The following is a 16,749-nucleotide window of genomic DNA, read 5'->3' as shown; positions in this document are numbered from 1 at the left end:
GCACCAAAGCACCCGCCTTCGGCCGTACGGGCCGGGTCGCGAATCAATAGAATCAAGTCATGACTCTGGCCTTCACCAAAATGCACGGCGCCGGCAATGACTTCGTGGTCATCGATGCCACCCGCGAGGCGTTCCAACCCACGCCCGCGACGCTGGCGCGGCTCACCGATCGCCGCTACGGCGTCGGCTGCGACCAGGTGCTGGTGGTCGAGTCGCCCTCGACCGATGACGTCGATTTCGACTACCGCATCTTCAATGCCGACGGCTCAGAGGTCGGGCAGTGCGGCAACGGCGCGCGCTGCCTTGCGCGTTTCGTTCGTGAGCAAGGGCTGTCGCAAGCCGATCACCTGCGGGTGCGCACCGCATCGCGGGTGCTCGAATTGCGCCACGGTGCCGACGGGCTCATTCAGGTCAATCTGGGGGCGCCCGTCTTCGTGCCTGAGCAGATCCCCATGGCACTTGCGCAGGCCGAGGTGTATCACCTGCCGGTCCCCGGGCATGGCGAGGTGGCGTTTCGCGCGCTGTCGATGGGCAATCCGCATGCGGTCATCACCGTGCTCGATGTCGCGACGGCGCCGGTGGCCACGTTGGGGCCAGCCTTGCAGGTCTCGCCGGTGTTTCCGGCGTCAGTCAACGTCGGTTTCATGACGGTGCTGGCGCGCGACGCCATTGCCCTGCGTGTTTACGAGCGCGGCGCCGGCGAAACCCTGGCGTGCGGCAGCGGTGCCTGTGCGGCTGTGGTGGCAGGGATTCGCGCCGGGCAGCTCGATGCCCACGTGCAGGTGCGGGTCTCGGGCGGGCAGCTTGCCGTGCGTTGGGCCGGCGGCGATGCTCCGGTATGGTTGGAAGGGGAAACAGACACCGTGTATCGAGGGGAATTGTTGTGAACCAGACCGCAGTTGACGCACGCGAGGCGCCAGGCGTGCCCGAACTGGCCGAACAGGCGGTGCTCGATTACCTGATGGCCCACCCCGACCTGTTCGCCAGGCACCCGGACATACTGGAAAAGCTGGAGCTGGCCCACAGTACCGGCTCGGCTGTGTCACTGATGGAGCGGCAGGTCGACGTGTTGCGCGCCCGCGCGCAGAAGCTGGAGTCACATCTTGAGCGGCTGGTCGATGCTGCGCGCGACAACGAAGGCCGCGCCGAGAATGTCCTGCGCCTGGCGCGCACCCTGATTCGCGCGCCGTCGCTGGCTGCGGTCGCCGCCGGCCTGCGGCAGGTATTGCGCGCCGAGTTCGGCATCGACGAAGTGTTCATCGGCCTCAACAACGCCTATTACAAGCGCAACGACATCGATGGACTGGTGCCGATGGAACCCGAGGGCCGCATCGCCAAGGCTTACGAAAATTTCACCCGCACGCGGCTGATCGAGTGCGGACCCATCACTGAGCCGCGCGCGCGCCTGTTGTTTCCCAAGGCCGTCGAGGTGCCCCAGTCGGCTGCCATCGTGCCGCTGGAAAAGGACAAGTACCTCGGCATGCTGGCCTTTGGCGCACTCAACCCCGAGCGGTTCCAGCCGCGCCAGGGCAAGTTGTTTCTCGAAATGATTGCCGAACTGGTTGCGGCGGCCATCCGCGCCCGTCTCGGTTGAGATGACGTTGCCGGACGACGGCAGCGCGCCAGACTGGGCGGGCTTCATCGCCGCCTACCTTGACGAGCTGCGCGATGTGCGGCGCGCCTCCCCGAACACCCTGGACGCGACCACGCGCGACCTGCAGCGGCTGCAAGCCGTGCTTGTCGCTGCCGGTCATTGCCGCAGTGGCGACATCCGCCGCTGGATCGCCGGCCTGCACCAGGACGGCCACCAGACGGCGAGCCTGCAGCGGTACCTGTCGTCGGCACGCGGGTTTTTCAGATTCGCCGTCGGTCGCGGCTGGCTGACGTCGAATCCGACCACCGGCGTGCGCGCGCCGCGACATCGCCGCAAGTTGCCGATGGGCGTCGCCGCCGATGCGCTGGGGCAGGCCCTCGACCAGCGGGCTGGCAGCATCGTCGAGCGTCGTGACCGGGCCTTGCTCGAAGCCCTCTACAGCAGTGGCATGCGCCTCGCCGAGGCCCATGGACTCAATGTGCCGCAGGTGGCGCATGGGCAGACCGAGCTGCGCATCATCGGCAAGGGCGAGAAAGAGCGCATCGTCTGGTTGGGCAGCAAGGCCCGCTCGGCCATTGACGACTGGCTGTCCGTGCGTCCGCAGTGGCTGCGCCGCGAGGACGAGCCGGCCCTGTGGCTCAACCCGCGTGGCGGCCGGCTTTCGCGCAGCGGCATTGGCTTGGCGGTCAAGGCGTTTGCACAGCGCACCGGCCTTGAGGGCCGCGTGCATCCGCACCGCCTTCGACACGCCTTCGCCACCCACATGCTTGAAGAGTCGGGTGACCTGCGGGCGGTGCAGGAACTGCTGGGCCATGCGCAACTGGCGACCACGCAGATCTACACCCACGTTGATTTCAAGCGGCTCGCCAGCGTTTATGACGGCGCCCATCCCAGGGCACGCAAACGGCCCGGCACTGATGACGTCGGCTGAGGTGGGTCGTCCGATCGGCCACTGCACGCTTGCCTCGAAAGTCCGGCGACCGTGGCAAAGCGCGCCAGTGATCGGGATCGATACCCACGTGCTCGCGCTTTACTTCGTGGCCGAGGCGGCGCCCGACCTCACCACCCAAAAGCAACGTGAGGCCGCTCGCCGACTCATCGAATCAGGTCGGCGCTTGTGCGTGGCCAAATCGCTGCTGCTGGCGCTGGAATGGCTGCTGCGTGGGCGCTATGGTTTCGCGCCCGCCGACATCATCAGGGTCTTCGGGTATCTGCTGAGCCGGCCGCAGGTCGAGATCGTGGCCCAGGATCAGGTCGTGACCGCGTTCAAGGGCTTTCGAGACGGGCACGATTTTGCCGACGCCCTTCACCACGCCAGCGATCGTGACGGCACGCGCATGGCCAGTTTTGATGACCGCCGCCCCGCGCGGCGTACCAAGCGGATGGGGCTGATCCCGTCCACTACCGTTCCCAACTGAGTCTTTCATGGACAAATTTGTCATTCAGGGCAACGGCCCGCTCAGCGGCGAAATTGCCGCTGGCGGCGCCAAGAACGCCGCGCTGCCCATCCTCTGCGCCAGCCTGCTCAGCGATGCGCCGCTGACGTTGACCAACGTCCCCAACCTGCGCGACGTCGGCACCACCGGCCAGTTGCTCGAGCAGATGGGCGTGCGCGTCGAACATCCCGACGCCCATACCCGCGTGCTCGATGCCAGCGGCATCACCACCTGCGTCGCGCCTTATGAACTGGTGCGCACCATGCGTGCCAGCATTCTGGTGTTGGGCCCGTTGGTGGCGGCGCGTGGCGAAGCGCACGTCTCCTTGCCCGGGGGTTGCGCCATTGGCGCGCGACCGGTGGACCTGCACCTGATGGGCCTCAAAGCCATGGGCGCAGAAATTACCCTTGAGGGCGGCTTCGTCCACGCCAAAGCCCAGAAGCTGAAAGGCGCGCGCATCGTCTTCGACACCGTCACCGTCACCGGCACCGAAAACCTGATGATGGCCGCCGTGCTTGCTGACGGCGACACCATGCTGGAGAACGCCGCGCGTGAGCCCGAAGTGGTCGATCTGGCACGCTGCCTGCGCGCCATGGGCGCCAAGATTGTCGGCGACGGCACCACCACCATCCACATCCAGGGTGTCAAAAAGCTGCACGCCGCCGAGCACCGCGTGCTGCCGGACCGTATCGAGACCGGCACCTACCTGGCGGCTGCCGCCACCACGCGCGGCAAGGTGCGCATCACCCATACCGATCCCGGCCTGCTTGACGCGGTGCTGGTCAAACTGCAACAGGCTGGCGCCATCATCCGTACCGGGCTGGATTTTATTGAGCTCGATATGCACGGCGCCCGGCCCAAGGCCGTCAACCTGCACACCATGCCGCACCCCGGTTTTCCCACCGACATGCAAGCGCAGATCATGGCCATGAACTGCCTCGCCGAAGGCGTGGGCACGATTCGCGAAACCATCTTCGAAAACCGCTTCATGCACGCCAACGAACTGCTGCGGCTGGGCGCCGACATTCGGGTCGAGGGCAACACCGCCATCATCACCGGCAAAGCGCGTCTCACCGCCGCGCCGATCATGGCCACCGACCTGCGCGCCTCAGCCTCACTGGTCATCGCCGCGCTCGCTGCCGATGGCGAAACCATCATCGACCGCATTTATCACATGGACCGCGGCTACGAGCACATTGAGCAAAAGCTGGCGGCGCTGGGCGCGCAGATTCGGCGGGTAGACAAACTGCTCTAGTGCAGCGCATCTACTAACCTTCTCAAAAGAAATGTCACCCTGCCGCATATTTGCACTCGGGCTGTCGGAAGAATGATTTCACGAGTTCGGGTAGCCGCTGGATTCGTCGGAGCGCACCGATGGCAAGGCGCTTCATTTCATCTTTGCTCTGCACCAACTGGCGCGAGACCTGCCGTTTCACATGGGCCCAGACCTGTTCGTCGGGGTTCAATTGCGGCGAGTAGGGCGGCAAGAAGAAGAGCTTGAGCTGTCCATTCAGGCTGTCGACGTAGTTTTTGATCAGCTTTGCCTTGTGGATGGGGTGACCGTCGACCACCACGAAAACCGGCTGCTCGGCCCCGATCATCAACCGCTTCAGAAATTCCCGAAACACCTGCGAAGTCACTGAGCCCTCATGGACCATAAATCGGAAATCTCCGCGTGGACTCACCGCCGAGATCATGTTCAACGAGAAGCGTCGTCCGGTGACTTGCACCACCGGGGTCTGCCCACGCGGCGCCCAGGTGCTGCCGGTGTGGTAGTCCGACCGAATGCCGGACTCGTCGGCAAAGTAGATCGTCGCGCCCGCTGCACGCGCCTCGGCCCGGATGGCGGGGTAGGTTTCCTGTTCCCATTGATGCACCAACGCCGCATCCTGCTGCCAAGCCTGATACAACGGCTTCTGTGCACTGAAGCCCAGCAGCTTCATGATTCGGCTGACAGAGGCCAGCGACAGCTTCTTGCCAAACTCACGGCGAATCAGTTCGGCAATCAGCGACAGCGTCCAAAGGCCAAACTGAAAGCGGTACTGCAACGGCGAGTGATCCCGTACCGTCTGTGCGAGCCAGCGCATCTCGTCAGCACTGACCTTTGGTGGTCTGCCGGGGATGGGCTTGGCCAGCAGCGCGTTCTGCCCGCCATTGACAAAGTCAGCCAACCACCTGTGAACACTGCGAACGTTCACACCAAAAGCCGCAGCAACACTTGCCGCAGGCTGGCCTTCACGCATGGCCTTGATCGCCTGCTGTCGCATTACCTGCAATGAATGATGATCGATAGAACGACCATCCGATGAGCGCTTGCATTTCATGGCCGTATTGTCTCATATTATGACAATACTTTCTAAAAGGTTAGTAACAAAGCGTTAGGAGGTGGCGAGTGCGATTGAGTGCAGATCGAGGCGCGAAGAGGAGTGATAGCGGGCACTATCGCGACGATGAGCAACGAAGAGATGTGCTCAATCGCGCCGCCAGAACTAACGAATTGTTGGAAGCGCTGCACCAGAGCTGGCGCAGGTCACCGCGGTTGTGTTGGGCGCCGCCTTCGCGGGCGCGCGGCGCGCCGCAAGTGTCGCCAAATCCGATTGTCCCGAAGCCCGACGAAACGGACGGGTGTATGCGCGTGCCCGTACCCGGCACGCGCCCGACGACTCCATTGGTCGGTTGCCCATCGCCGCTGGTGTGATGGCCCCTTGGCACGGGCCGACTTGCGCTCAATGATGCCGTTCACCCATCAACCAAAGCCCGCCATGACCCCGCGACAGATCGAGCTCGTCAAGACCACTTTCGCCAAGGTTGCGCCGGTGGCCGACACCGCCGCCGAAGGGTTCTACGGTCGACTTTTTGAGCAGCAGCCTGCGTACAGGGCGCTGTTCAAGGGCGACATGTCTCGGCAGGGCGCGATGTTGATGCAGACCCTCGCGCTGGCCGTGAAACACCTGCATGAACCGACCCCACTGGTCGCCCCGCTGCAGGCCATGGGTCGGCGGCACACCGGCTATGGCGTGCAGGACGCCGACTATGCCGAGGTGGGTGCCGCGCTGCTCTGGACCTTGGAAAAGGCGCTGGGCGACGAGTGGACTGAGGAGGTCAGCAGCGCATGGGCCGGGGCGTATCAGTTGTTGTCCGGCGTCATGATCGAGGCGGCGCAAAGCCACCGGCAGGCGGCCTGATGGCGTGCAATTGATGACGCCGACGGACGATCAGTCCGCATCGGCCATCAGGCCCATGGCCTTCGCCATGTCGTGATCGACACGCCGCGCGCGCGGCGACCCTTCGGTCAGGCCGAAGGGTCCGGCGTAGTCCCATAGCGACCAGCCGATACTGCGCGCATGCATCAATTCGGTGACATCGTTTAGCCATGCGTGCCGATGCGCCGCCTCGGCATTCGGGCGGTAGGCGCCAAACTCGCCGCACCACACAGTGACCTTGTGCCGCGTCGCCCATTGCGCGGCGCGATCCAGTTGGGTCGCCAGGCGCGCGCGGTTCCAGCGCGCCTCGCCGTAATGGGTCAGGTGCGGTTTCACGTCGTCGGCAACCTGCGCCAGTCGCGGCGCCACGGCGGCCGGTGATGACGGATAAGGAAAGCCTGAAAAGCTGATCCACATGGGCCAGCCCCAGTACGCACCCTGGTGGGTGAAGTTTTTCGGCTCATAAAAGTGAAAGGTATAGATAAGGTTGTCCGCCTCCAGCGGCGTGAAGGCCACCAGGTCATCGACGTCGGCATAGCCACCCGGCGACACGATGACGGTGTGCCGTGGCGCGACATCGCGCAGCGTGGCGACAATGTCGGTCATCAGTTGGTGCACGGCGACGGGGTCGTTGTGCTCAGGTTCGTTGAGCGCTTCAAAGGCCAGTTTCGACGGCGGCCATTGCGCCAGCGGCGTGGCCAGTTGTGCCCAGGTGCGCAACAGGTCCTCGCGCGCTGCCGGGTCGGCGATCAGGGCGCGCTTGTAGTCGGCCTCAGGTTGCACGGCCAGCACCACGGCAAGGCCTGCGTCACGTACGGCCTCCAGCCCACGCATCAGCTCGTCCGCCGCGCCAGCACTCGTGCTGAACCACACCGGATCAACGCCGATACGCACGTGGTCGAGGCCCAGTTGTCGGATCAACGTCAGGTCAGCGGCGCCGATGATGGCCTGGTCACTCGGCGCCGCAAAAGCGGTGCGATGGGTGAACCAATGGCTGAGATTGACGCCGCGCGCCAGTGCCTGCATGAGCGTCGGGTCTGGCGCTGCGACGCCCTTGATTTGCGAACACGCCGACAGCGCCAGCAGCAGACCTGCGAGGCCGATCATGCGGAGGCGGGCGAAAAAATCGAAGCGGGGTCGGGGCATGGGCATGGCTGGAGTTTGAACCAAGCCGGCGATGATTCGAGCGCGGCGTCGCGCAACGGATGATGAATCCGCTACGTTAGCGCCATGGAAAGTGCCCGACTTGCCGTGCTGATTGACGCCGACAACGCCAGTGCCGATCTGGTGGAGCCGCTGCTGGCCGAGGTCGCCAAGTACGGCGTGGCCAGCGTCAAGCGCATCTACGGGGACTGGACCCAGCCTCAGCTCGGCGCCTGGAAGCAGAAGCTGGTCGCCCATGCCATTCAGCCGATGCAGCAATTCGGCTACACCACAGGCAAGAATGCCACCGACAGCGCGCTGATCATTGACGCCATGGACCTGCTCTACACGGCCAACTTCGATGGCTTCTGTCTGGTGTCGTCCGGCAGCGATTTCACCCGGCTGGCAACGCGGCTGCGCGAGTCGGGGATGAAGGTGTACGGCTTTGGCGAGCGCAAGACGCCGCGCTCGCTCATCGCCGCCTGCGACAAGTTCATTTATGTGGACATCCTGCGGACCGCACCGGCAGATGTTGCACCTGCCGCGAAGAAGGAATCCGGCAAGGGCGGCAATCCTGCACCGCAAAAGGCAGCCGCTGCACCCAAACCGTCGCCGCCCGACCGGCAATTGCAGACCCTGTTCGACTCGGCGCTGGACGCGTCTGCCGACGACGACGGTTGGGCGCACCTGGGGGCCATCGGCCAGCACATCAACAAGCAGCAGCCCGACTTTGACGCACGCAACTACGGTCACAAGCGTCTCAGCGATCTGGTGAAGGCCACCGCCGGCTATGAGCTGCAGACCCGTAAAAATGAGGACGGCAAGTCCGGCTCGCACTACATGCGGAAGCGAGTTTGAGTTTATTGATCAGTGTCCCTCTGAGAGAGTCAACGATGACCCAAACCACCACACTCGAAGGCGGTTGCCAGTGCGGCCCCGTGCGATATCAGGTGCGCGGCGACCCGGTGGTCGCGGCCGTCTGTCATTGCAGCATGTGCCGCCGCGCCAATGCCGCACCGTCGGTGGCGTGGGCGATGTACCCCGAAGGCCAGGTGCACTTCAGCAAGGGGCCGCTGAAAACCTACGCGTCATCAGCCGAGGGTAGGCGTGGCTTCTGCGCCGACTGTGGCACGCAGATTTCCTTCACCGCCCCTTTTTTGCCGGGCCTGATCGACATCACCATCGGCAGTCTCGACGACCCTGAAGCCATGCCCCCGGTTCTGCACAGTTGGCATGCCAGGCATGTGTCCTGGGCCGAATACGCAGATACCTTGCCGCGCCACGCTGAATTGCCGCCGCTCGCGTGAATGCTGGCCCCTGTGATTGGGCGCGCGACCCATCTGAACAGGTTGATCAGCGGGCCTGAGCAGCGTGGCGAACAGCCTGCCCCGCTACAATGCGCGCCATGATCACGCTTGCACTTTCCAAGGGCCGCATCCTCGAAGACACCCTGCCCATGCTCAAGGCCATGGGCGTGGAGCCCGCGGGCGACATCGGCCGGTTGCTGCGGGTGCCCACCACTGAGCCCGACCTGCAACTGGTCATCATTCGTCCGGCCGATGTGCCCACCTATGTCGCCTACGGCGCGGCCGATATCGGCGTGACCGGCAAGGATGTGCTGATGGAGCACGGCGGCGAAGGCTTGTACGAGCCGCTGGACCTGAAGATTGCCGGCTGCCGTCTGTCGGTGGCGCAGGTCAGGGACGCCCCGGCGCTGCCACCGCACCACCGCCTGCGCGTGGCCACCAAGTACCCGGCCATCACCCAGGCGCACTTTGCCCAGCGCGACATGCAGGTGGAGATGATCAAGCTCTACGGCTCCATGGAACTGGCGCCGCTGGTGGGTCTGGCCGACGTGATCGTTGATCTCGTTGACACCGGCAACACGCTCAAGGCCAATGGCCTGATCGAGACCGAGATCATCACCCACATCACCGCGCGCATGGTCGTCAACAAGGCGGCGATGAAAACCAAGCACGCCGCCATCAAGCACTGGCTCGCGCGCTTTGCCGAGGCGGTGGAGGCGCGGGCATGACGCCGTTGCAGCCCCAGCGCCTCGACAGCCGCGACGCCGCGTTCAACCTGCAACTCGACGCGCTGCTCGACCGCGCACCCGAAATCAGCGCCGAGATCACCACGGTGGTCGACGACATCATCGCCGCTGTGCGCCGCGACGGCGACGCGGCGCTGATCGGGTTTACCAATCAGTTCGACCGCCGCAGCGTGCAGCAGGCGGGCGAACTGGCGCTGGACGCTGCCGCGCTGGAAGCCGCCTGGAACAGCCTGCCGGCTGATTTGCGGGACGCCCTGAGCGCCGCCGCCCAGCGCATCACCGCCTATGCCGAACACCAGAAAATCACCGCGTTTGAATTCACCGATGCCCACGGCAACCGGCTGGGTCAGCGCATAACCCCCATGGGCCGCGTGGGCCTGTACGTGCCCGGCGGCAAGGCGGCGTACCCGTCGTCGGTATTGATGAACGCCATTCCCGCCAAGGTGGCTGGCGTCGGCGAGGTGGTGATGGTGGTGCCCGCGCCGGACGGTGAACTCAACCCCGTGGTGTTGGGTGCGGCGCACTTGGCCGGCATTGATCGCGTCATCACCATCGGCGGCGCGCAGGCCATCGCCGCGCTGGCCTATGGCACGCAGACCATCCCCGCCGTCGACAAGATCGTCGGCCCCGGCAACGCCTACGTGGCCGCCGCCAAGCGCCGCGTGTTTGGGCGGGTGGGCATCGACTCCATCGCCGGGCCGTCGGAGATTGTGATCATCAGCGACGGCAATACCGACCCGCGCTGGCTGGCCATGGACCTGTTCAGCCAGGCCGAGCACGACGAGCTGGCGCAGTCGATTCTCATCAGCCCCGATGCGGCCTGTCTCGACGCCGTGGAAGCCGCGATGAACGCGCGCCTGTCCGAGCTGGACCGGCACGCCATCGTGCGCGCCTCGGTGGGGCATCGCGGCGCGCTGATTCTCGCCAAAGACTGGGACGATGCCGCCGCCATCAGCAACCACATTGCCCCCGAACACCTTGAACTGGCGGTGGACGCGCCGCGTGCGCTGATGGACAAGATCCGCCACGCCGGGGCGATTTTCCTTGGCCGCCACACGCCCGAGGCGTTTGGTGACTACTGCGCTGGGCCGAATCACGTGCTGCCCACGTCGCGCGCCGCGCGGTTCTCGAACCCGTTGGGTGTTTACGAGTTCCAGAAGCGCACCAGCCTCATCGAATGCACGCCCGAAGGCGCCAAAGTGCTGGCGCCCATCGCCGGGCGCATTGCCGACGCCGAAGGGCTTGGCGCGCATGCCGCCAGCGCCCGCGACCGCAGCTGACGCACACGGGTCGGCCGCGCCACGCGCGACCGACCGGAGACCATCATGGGCAAAAAGAAAGACCAGCAGCGCCTCGCCGTTCTTGCGTCGCAGCGTGCGCTGCGTGATGACCGGCGCGCACTGATCATCCTCGTGGCCGGGGTTGATGGCTGCGGGCGGCATGCGGTGATCAACGCGCTGACGCACGGCCTGGACCCGCGCGGGGTGCGCGTCAACGCATGGCCACCCGAAGCCGCGCCGGGGCGGCATCGCCCGCCGCTGTGGCGCTACTGGAACGCGCTGCCCGACCGTGGCCAGGTGGGGCTGTTTCTGGACGGTTGGTATGCCGCCACCATCGACGATGCCCTGCGCGGCGACGCGCCCACGCTTGAGCATCTGTCGGCGCTGGAAGCGCAACTCACGGCCGACGGCGCAGTGCTGCTCAAACTGTGGATCGACCTGCCGGTGCCGACGGCGCGCAAGCGCATCCGCAGCCGCATCAAGGCCGAAGCACGTGAACCCACCCCCGGCGAGCAGGCGGTGCTGGCCGCGCAGGCTTCGGCCGATGACGCGCTTGCCGCGCTGCGTGATGCCAGCGGTGGTTGGGTGCACCTCAACGGCGCCAAACCGGGCAAGGCCGCCGATCAGGCGCTGGACGCGCTGGTCGACGCCGTCACGGTTGCGCAGGACTGGGCGCCGCCCAAAGCCGCCATGCCGCGCAAGCTTGGCAGCGCCTCACCGCTCACCGCGCTGGACCCCGATGCGCGGCTGAAGAAGAAGGATTACGAGGCCGAATTGCCCAAGCTGCAGGCCGAAATCGCCCGCCGCATCTGGGCTGCACACGTGCGGCGCCAGCCCGTGGTGTGGTTGTTCGAGGGGTGGGATGCCGCCGGCAAGGGCGGGGTGATTCGTCGCCTGACCGAGCGTCTTGATGCGCGGCTGTTTCAGGTCGAGCCCATTGCCGCGCCGAGTGACGCGGCGCGCGCCCATCCCTGGCTGTGGCGGTTCTGGCAACGCCTGCCGCGTGACGGCCAGCTCACGGTGTTCGACCGGTCGTGGTGTGGCCGCGTGCTGGTCGAGCGTGTCGAAGGCTTTGCCACTGACGCTGAATGGCGACGTGCCTACGCCGAAATCAACGACTTTGAGTCACAACTGGTCGCCCACGGCACCGTGCTGGTCAAGTTCTGGCTGGAGATCACGCCCGAGGCGCAACTGAAACGCTTCGAGGCGCGTGCCGAAACGCCGCACAAGCAACACAAACTCACCGATGAGGACTGGCGCAACCGCGAGCGCTGGGACGCCCATCAGGCCGCCATCGACGACATGCTGCGCCACACGCACACCGTCAGCGCGCCGTGGACGTTGCTCGCCGCCAACTGCAAGCGGCACGCCCGCGTGGCCGCCCTGCAAGCCGTGATCGACGCGTTGCCGCCCGTCTGATGCACTACCAACACCGCTATCACGCCGGCAATTTCGCCGATGTCTTCAAGCACGTGCTGCTCATCGGCCTGCTGGAATCGCTCAACGCCAAGCCCGCGCCGTGGGCGTATCTCGACACCCACGCCGGTGCCGGGCGCTATCGCTGGGATGACGAGGCGCTGGCCAAAACCGGCGAGGCTGAGAACGGCGCCCGGCGTCTGATGGCCGCCGAGAATCTGATCGGGTGGGTGGGCCACTACGCCGCATTGCTGCGTGACGACGACTTCATGCTGCCGGGCTCGCCCGCCATCGCCGCAGCCCTGCGCCGCGATGGCGACCGGCTGCTGCTCTGCGAAAACGCGCCGGCCGTGTTCGACGACCTCAAGGCCGAACTGCGCGGGCCGCGCATCGCCGTGCATCAGCGCGACGGCTACGGCGCCTGGGCACTGCTGCCGCCGCCCGAGAAGCGCGGCGTGGTGCTGGTTGATCCGGCCTTCGAAGCCCGCGACGAACTGGAGCAGATGCTCACCTTCGCCCAGCACGCCATCGGCCGCTTCGCCCACGGCATTTACGCCTTCTGGTACCCGGTGAAAGGCCAGTACGCCGTGGACCGCTTTGCGCGGCGGCTGGCGCAGCAGACCGGGCGCGAGGTGCTGGACGCCCGGCTCACCGTCAGCGCGCCGCAGGACGGGCGCATGTGCGGCTGCGGGCTGGCCATCGTCAATGCGCCCTTCGCCTTTGCCAACCAACTGCCGCAGGAACTGCCCGCGCTGGTCGCCCTGCTGGCACAGGGCCACGGCGCCGCGCACCGCATCGAGACCCACACGCCATGACCGCTGCCGTTGACGTGCTGCATCAGGGCCGGTTTCTGCGCTTGGTCAAAAACGGCCGCTGGGAGTTCGTGGAGCGCCTCACGCCGGGGGGCGCGGCGGTCATCATCGCCGTCACCGACGCCCGCGAACTGGTGCTGGTCGAGCAGTTTCGCGTGCCGGTCAACGCGCCCACCATCGAACTGCCGGCCGGCATCATCGGCGACGACGCCGGGTTTGCCGACGAATCCATCATCGCCTCGGCGCAGCGCGAGCTGCTGGAGGAAACCGGCTTTGCCTGCCGCGACGCCAAAGTGGTGCTGTCGGGCCCCACCGCCGCAGGGCTGACCGCCGAAATGACTCATCTGGTGCTGGCCACTGGCTTGACGCGGCAGCACGCAGGCGGCGGGGTGGACGACGAAAACATCACCGTGCATATCGTGCCGCTGGACACGCTGGGATCCTGGCTGGCCGCTGCCCGTGTCCGTGGCTGTCTGATCGAGCCCAAGGTCTACGCCGCGCCGTTTTTCATTGCGTCGGCGGCAGCTTGGTAGGTCGGGTTTCAACCCGACGCGGTCGCCAATCACCCATGGTTGTCGGCATGAATGCCGACCTACGGACATTCTCACGATCCGCTACGTTTCGGCACCCGGTGCGCCGACTGCCGGGTTTGCTATCGTGACGGCCTAGCCGGGGGTGCCCGCGATCCAATCGGATCGGGGCTGAGATCACACCCTTGGAACCTGGCCAATTTAATTGATCGGCGAGGGAAGGCTGACAGGGGCGCATTGCGCCCTGCGCCAACTCTCGTGGTCACTGAGGAGTCTCATGAGCGCCGTCATCGATCCCATACACAGTCGTGCCGTGCAGTTGTCGGACGAGGTGTGCCAAGCCTTTCCCGCCAGCCGCAAGATTTATGTGGATGGCCCCAACGGCCTGCGCGTGCCGATGCGCGAGATCAGCCTCAGCGCCACGCGCAGTGAAGCCGGTCTGACGCCCAACGCGCCGGTCACGGTGTACGACACCTCCGGTCCGTACACCGATCCCGACGTACAGATCGACCTGCTCAAGGGCCTGCCCGCCCTGCGCGCCGAGTGGATAGCAGCGCGCGGCGATACCGAGCAACTGCGCGGGCCCAGTTCGATCTTCGGCCGCATCCGCGCCGCCGACGAGAAAACCGAGTCGCTGCGCTTCGACCATATTCGTGCGCCACGCAAGGCCAAAGCGGGCGCCAACGTGTCGCAGATGCACTACGCCCGCCAGGGCATCATCACACCGGAGATGGAGTTCATCGCCATCCGTGAGAACGCGCGCCTGCAGGAGTTGCGTGACAGCTACCAGCAGGCCGGGTATCTGCGGCGCATGCACAAAGGTCAGTCTTTCGGTGCCAATCTGCCGGAAGTGGTGACGGCCGAGTTCGTGCGCGGCGAGGTCGCCAGCGGCCGCGCCATCATTCCCGCCAACATCAACCATCCGGAGCTGGAGCCGATGATCATCGGCCGCAACTTCCGCGTGAAGATCAACGCCAACATCGGCAACTCGGCGGTGAGCAGTTCGATTGCCGAAGAAGTCGAGAAAATGGTGTGGTCCACGCGCTGGGGCGGCGACACGGTGATGGACCTGTCCACCGGCAAACACATTCACGAAACCCGCGAGTGGATTTTGCGTAACTCGCCCGTGCCCATCGGCACCGTGCCCATCTATCAGGCACTGGAGAAGGTCAACGGCAAGGCTGAAGACCTGACCTGGGAGCTGTTCCGCGACACCCTGATCGAGCAGGCCGAGCAGGGCGTGGACTACTTCACCATCCACGCCGGCGTGCTGCTGCGCTACATCCCGTGGACCGCCGACCGCCTCACCGGCATCGTTTCGCGCGGCGGCAGCATCATGGCGAAGTGGTGTCTGGCGCACCACAAGGAGTCGTTTCTGTACGAACACTTCGAAGACATCTGCGACATCATGAAGGCCTACGACGTGTCTTTCAGCCTCGGCGATGGCCTGCGTCCTGGTTGCATTGCCGACGCCAACGACGACGCGCAGATGGGCGAGTTGAAGACCTTGGGCGAACTCACGCAGATCGCCTGGAAGCACGACGTGCAGGTCATGATCGAAGGCCCCGGCCACGTGCCGATGCAGCTCATCAAAGAGAACATGGACGAGCAGTTGAAGCACTGCTTCGAGGCGCCGTTCTACACCCTGGGGCCGCTGACCACCGACATCGCGCCCGGCTACGACCACATCACCAGCGGCATCGGCGCCGCCACCATTGGCTGGTACGGCACCGCCATGCTCTGCTACGTGACGCCCAAGGAACACCTGGGCCTGCCCGACAAGCACGACGTGCGCGAGGGCATCATCACCTACAAGCTGGCCGCCCACGCCGCCGATCTGGCCAAGGGCTTGCCGGGCGCGCAGGTGCGCGACAACGCGCTGTCCAAGGCGCGCTTCGAGTTTCGCTGGGAAGACCAGTTCAACCTCGGCCTCGACCCGGAAAAGGCCCGCGACTTCCACGACCAGACCCTGCCGCAGGAAGGCGCCAAGGTGGCGCACTTCTGCTCCATGTGCGGCCCGCACTTCTGCAGCATGAAAATCACCCAGGACGTGCGCGACTACGCCGCCAAGATCGGCGCCGACGAGCAGGCCGCGCTGGCGCAAGGCATGGCCGACAAGGCCGCCGAGTTCAAACAGACCGGCGCCGAGCTTTATCGGCCGTCATGATTCCCCTTCCAACTCTTGAGCAACTTTGATCATGAACCCAGAACTGCCCGATATCCGTCTCGATGTCACCCAAATGCACCGCGAAGAATCCTTTACCGACCGCCGTACCGGCGTTTTGCGGCGACTGGTGCCGGTGACCCTTGATGGCACCGACGATCCGTCGCGCCCGACGATTTACGAGGGGCAGGCGTCTTTGATGACCCAGGGCGGTGCCTTGCCGCTGCACTTTGGCATTGAGGCCGACAGCCTTGAGGCAGCTGTCGAGGCCTTCCCCGCCGCCGCGCAGAAGGCGCTGCAAGAGATGGTTCAGGAGATGGAGCGTATGCGCCGCGAGCAGGCCAGCTCCATTGTGGTGCCCGGGCAGGGCGGGGGCGGGCGCATCCAGCTCTGACAACTCATTCGGCAGGGCGCTAAACTGGTCGTCTATCCGACCTGTTGGAGCGCGTCATGGAAATCGGCGCCTATGAAGCCAAGACCCACTTTTCCAGCCTGATCGAGCGGGCCTCGCGGGGCGAGCGCATCACCATCACCCGGCGAGGCAAGCCGGTGGCGGAGTTGGGACCGAGCGGTCGCGTTGACCCCAAGGCCGCCCAGGAGGCTTGGGATACGCTCATGGCGAATCGGGAGCGTCTGCGCGCCGAAGGCAAGGTGACGACCACCACAGAAATTCTGGATTGGATCAAGGAAGGGCGTCGCTAGTGGCGGTTGCCGTGGTCGATTGCAGCGCCTTTATCGCCTGCACACTGCCAGACGAACGACCGCCACCGGCTCTGCCTCAGGCGCTCGCCAGGGTTGATTTCGTGGTGCCCGCGCTGTGGCCGACCGAGGTTGCGAATGCCCTGTGGGTGGCGCTGCGCAAAGGGCGCGCGGACGACATCACGCTGGAGGTTGCGCGTCGATCGTTGCGGTCGCGCACGATCGAGATCGAGCCCTCGTCCATCGACCGCAGCCTGGGTGACACGCTGGCCTTGGCGCAGCGCCACCAGCTCACCGTCTACGACGCCAGTTATCTGGAGCTGGCCCTGCGCCGCCGGATTCCGCTGGCAACGCTGGATGAGGCCCTCGCGGCCGCTGCCGCAAAGGTCGGCGTGGCCCGCTTGTGAAGCGGCACGGCG

The 16,749-nt window shown here is 65.5% G+C and carries 19 protein-coding genes; 17 read left to right on the top strand and 2 right to left on the bottom strand.

Features of this window, described 5'->3' with window-relative positions:
* Positions 1–59: 59 nt before the first annotated feature.
* From dapF to murA, 5 genes are read left to right on the top strand one after another with little or no spacing between them, the layout of a single operon-like run.
* Positions 60–887: a diaminopimelate epimerase gene (dapF, locus tag U741_RS0100525; RefSeq protein WP_029888540.1), complete on the top strand. Its 828-nt coding sequence runs from the start codon at positions 60–62 to the stop codon at positions 885–887.
* A complete protein-coding gene (locus U741_RS0100520; RefSeq protein ID WP_043110148.1) occupies positions 884–1,594 on the top strand; it encodes a DUF484 family protein in 711 nt (236 codons plus the stop codon). Before dapF ends, U741_RS0100520 begins: the two co-directional genes overlap by 4 nt.
* 1 nt (position 1,595) lies before the next feature.
* Positions 1,596–2,525 carry a tyrosine-type recombinase/integrase gene (locus tag U741_RS0100515; protein ID WP_029888538.1) on the top strand — a complete coding sequence of 310 codons (930 nt, stop codon included), beginning with the start codon at positions 1,596–1,598 and terminating at the stop codon, positions 2,523–2,525.
* Complete coding sequence (locus tag U741_RS18110; protein ID WP_152551441.1) at positions 2,512–3,012, top strand: PIN domain-containing protein; 501 nt, start codon at positions 2,512–2,514, stop codon at positions 3,010–3,012. Before U741_RS0100515 ends, U741_RS18110 begins: the two co-directional genes overlap by 14 nt.
* 7 nt (positions 3,013–3,019) lie before the next feature.
* The gene (gene murA / locus U741_RS0100505) at positions 3,020–4,285 is read left to right on the top strand and encodes a UDP-N-acetylglucosamine 1-carboxyvinyltransferase (RefSeq protein ID WP_029888536.1); all 1,266 of its coding nucleotides are present in this window, start codon (positions 3,020–3,022) and stop codon (positions 4,283–4,285) included.
* A gap of 34 nt (positions 4,286–4,319) precedes the next feature.
* Here murA and U741_RS0100500 read toward each other — a convergent pair whose 3' ends face one another.
* The gene (locus U741_RS0100500) at positions 4,320–5,354 is read right to left on the bottom strand and encodes an IS630 family transposase (protein ID WP_029888535.1); all 1,035 of its coding nucleotides are present in this window, start codon (positions 5,352–5,354) and stop codon (positions 4,320–4,322) included.
* A 438-nt stretch (positions 5,355–5,792) separates the two neighbouring features.
* Here U741_RS0100500 and U741_RS0100495 point away from each other — a divergent pair, with 438 nt between their 5' ends.
* Positions 5,793–6,215 (top strand): globin family protein, encoded by a 423-nt coding sequence (locus tag U741_RS0100495; RefSeq protein ID WP_029888534.1) that lies wholly within the window; start codon positions 5,793–5,795, stop codon positions 6,213–6,215.
* Between the two features lie 30 nt (positions 6,216–6,245).
* Here U741_RS0100495 and U741_RS0100490 read toward each other — a convergent pair whose 3' ends face one another.
* On the bottom strand, positions 6,246–7,379 hold the full coding sequence (locus U741_RS0100490; protein ID WP_161776073.1) for a glycoside hydrolase family 5 protein: 1,134 nt from the start codon (positions 7,377–7,379) through the stop codon (positions 6,246–6,248).
* A gap of 84 nt (positions 7,380–7,463) precedes the next feature.
* Here U741_RS0100490 and U741_RS0100485 point away from each other — a divergent pair, with 84 nt between their 5' ends.
* The 11 genes from U741_RS0100485 to U741_RS0100435 all read left to right on the top strand — a co-directional run bounded on the left by U741_RS0100485 (position 7,464) and on the right by U741_RS0100435 (position 16,737).
* Positions 7,464–8,234 carry an NYN domain-containing protein gene (locus U741_RS0100485; RefSeq protein ID WP_029888532.1) on the top strand — a complete coding sequence of 257 codons (771 nt, stop codon included), beginning with the start codon at positions 7,464–7,466 and terminating at the stop codon, positions 8,232–8,234.
* A 35-nt stretch (positions 8,235–8,269) separates the two neighbouring features.
* Positions 8,270–8,683, top strand: coding sequence for a GFA family protein (locus U741_RS0100480; protein ID WP_029888531.1), 414 nt, complete (start codon positions 8,270–8,272; stop codon positions 8,681–8,683).
* Between the two features lie 98 nt (positions 8,684–8,781).
* Positions 8,782–9,411, top strand: a complete 630-nt coding sequence (gene hisG / locus U741_RS0100475) for an ATP phosphoribosyltransferase (protein ID WP_029888530.1) — start codon at positions 8,782–8,784, stop codon at positions 9,409–9,411.
* On the top strand, positions 9,408–10,709 hold the full coding sequence (gene hisD / locus U741_RS0100470; RefSeq protein WP_029888529.1) for a histidinol dehydrogenase: 1,302 nt from the start codon (positions 9,408–9,410) through the stop codon (positions 10,707–10,709). Before hisG ends, hisD begins: the two co-directional genes overlap by 4 nt.
* 45 nt (positions 10,710–10,754) lie before the next feature.
* Entirely contained in the window at positions 10,755–12,128 is a 1,374-nt protein-coding gene (locus U741_RS0100465; RefSeq protein ID WP_052378356.1) for a hypothetical protein, read from the top strand.
* On the top strand, positions 12,128–12,940 hold the full coding sequence (locus U741_RS0100460; RefSeq protein ID WP_043110147.1) for a 23S rRNA (adenine(2030)-N(6))-methyltransferase RlmJ: 813 nt from the start codon (positions 12,128–12,130) through the stop codon (positions 12,938–12,940). Before U741_RS0100465 ends, U741_RS0100460 begins: the two co-directional genes overlap by 1 nt.
* On the top strand, positions 12,937–13,470 hold the full coding sequence (locus U741_RS0100455) for an NUDIX hydrolase (protein WP_029888526.1): 534 nt from the start codon (positions 12,937–12,939) through the stop codon (positions 13,468–13,470). Before U741_RS0100460 ends, U741_RS0100455 begins: the two co-directional genes overlap by 4 nt.
* A 274-nt stretch (positions 13,471–13,744) precedes the next feature.
* Entirely contained in the window at positions 13,745–15,634 is a 1,890-nt protein-coding gene (thiC, locus tag U741_RS0100450; RefSeq protein ID WP_029888525.1) for a phosphomethylpyrimidine synthase ThiC, read from the top strand.
* Between the two features lie 31 nt (positions 15,635–15,665).
* Positions 15,666–16,025 (top strand): hypothetical protein, encoded by a 360-nt coding sequence (locus tag U741_RS0100445; protein WP_029888524.1) that lies wholly within the window; start codon positions 15,666–15,668, stop codon positions 16,023–16,025.
* A 56-nt stretch (positions 16,026–16,081) separates the two neighbouring features.
* Positions 16,082–16,333 (top strand): type II toxin-antitoxin system Phd/YefM family antitoxin, encoded by a 252-nt coding sequence (locus U741_RS0100440; RefSeq protein ID WP_029888523.1) that lies wholly within the window; start codon positions 16,082–16,084, stop codon positions 16,331–16,333.
* Positions 16,333–16,737 carry a type II toxin-antitoxin system VapC family toxin gene (locus tag U741_RS0100435; protein ID WP_029888522.1) on the top strand — a complete coding sequence of 135 codons (405 nt, stop codon included), beginning with the start codon at positions 16,333–16,335 and terminating at the stop codon, positions 16,735–16,737. Before U741_RS0100440 ends, U741_RS0100435 begins: the two co-directional genes overlap by 1 nt.
* Positions 16,738–16,749 lie beyond the last annotated feature (12 nt).

It is taken from the genome of Polycyclovorans algicola TG408 (assembly GCF_000711245.1).
In the GTDB taxonomy this organism is placed as follows: domain Bacteria; phylum Pseudomonadota; class Gammaproteobacteria; order Nevskiales; family Nevskiaceae; genus Polycyclovorans; species Polycyclovorans algicola.
Note: the sequence above shows the minus strand (reverse complement) of the source record. Positions and strands in the feature narration are given on the sequence as shown.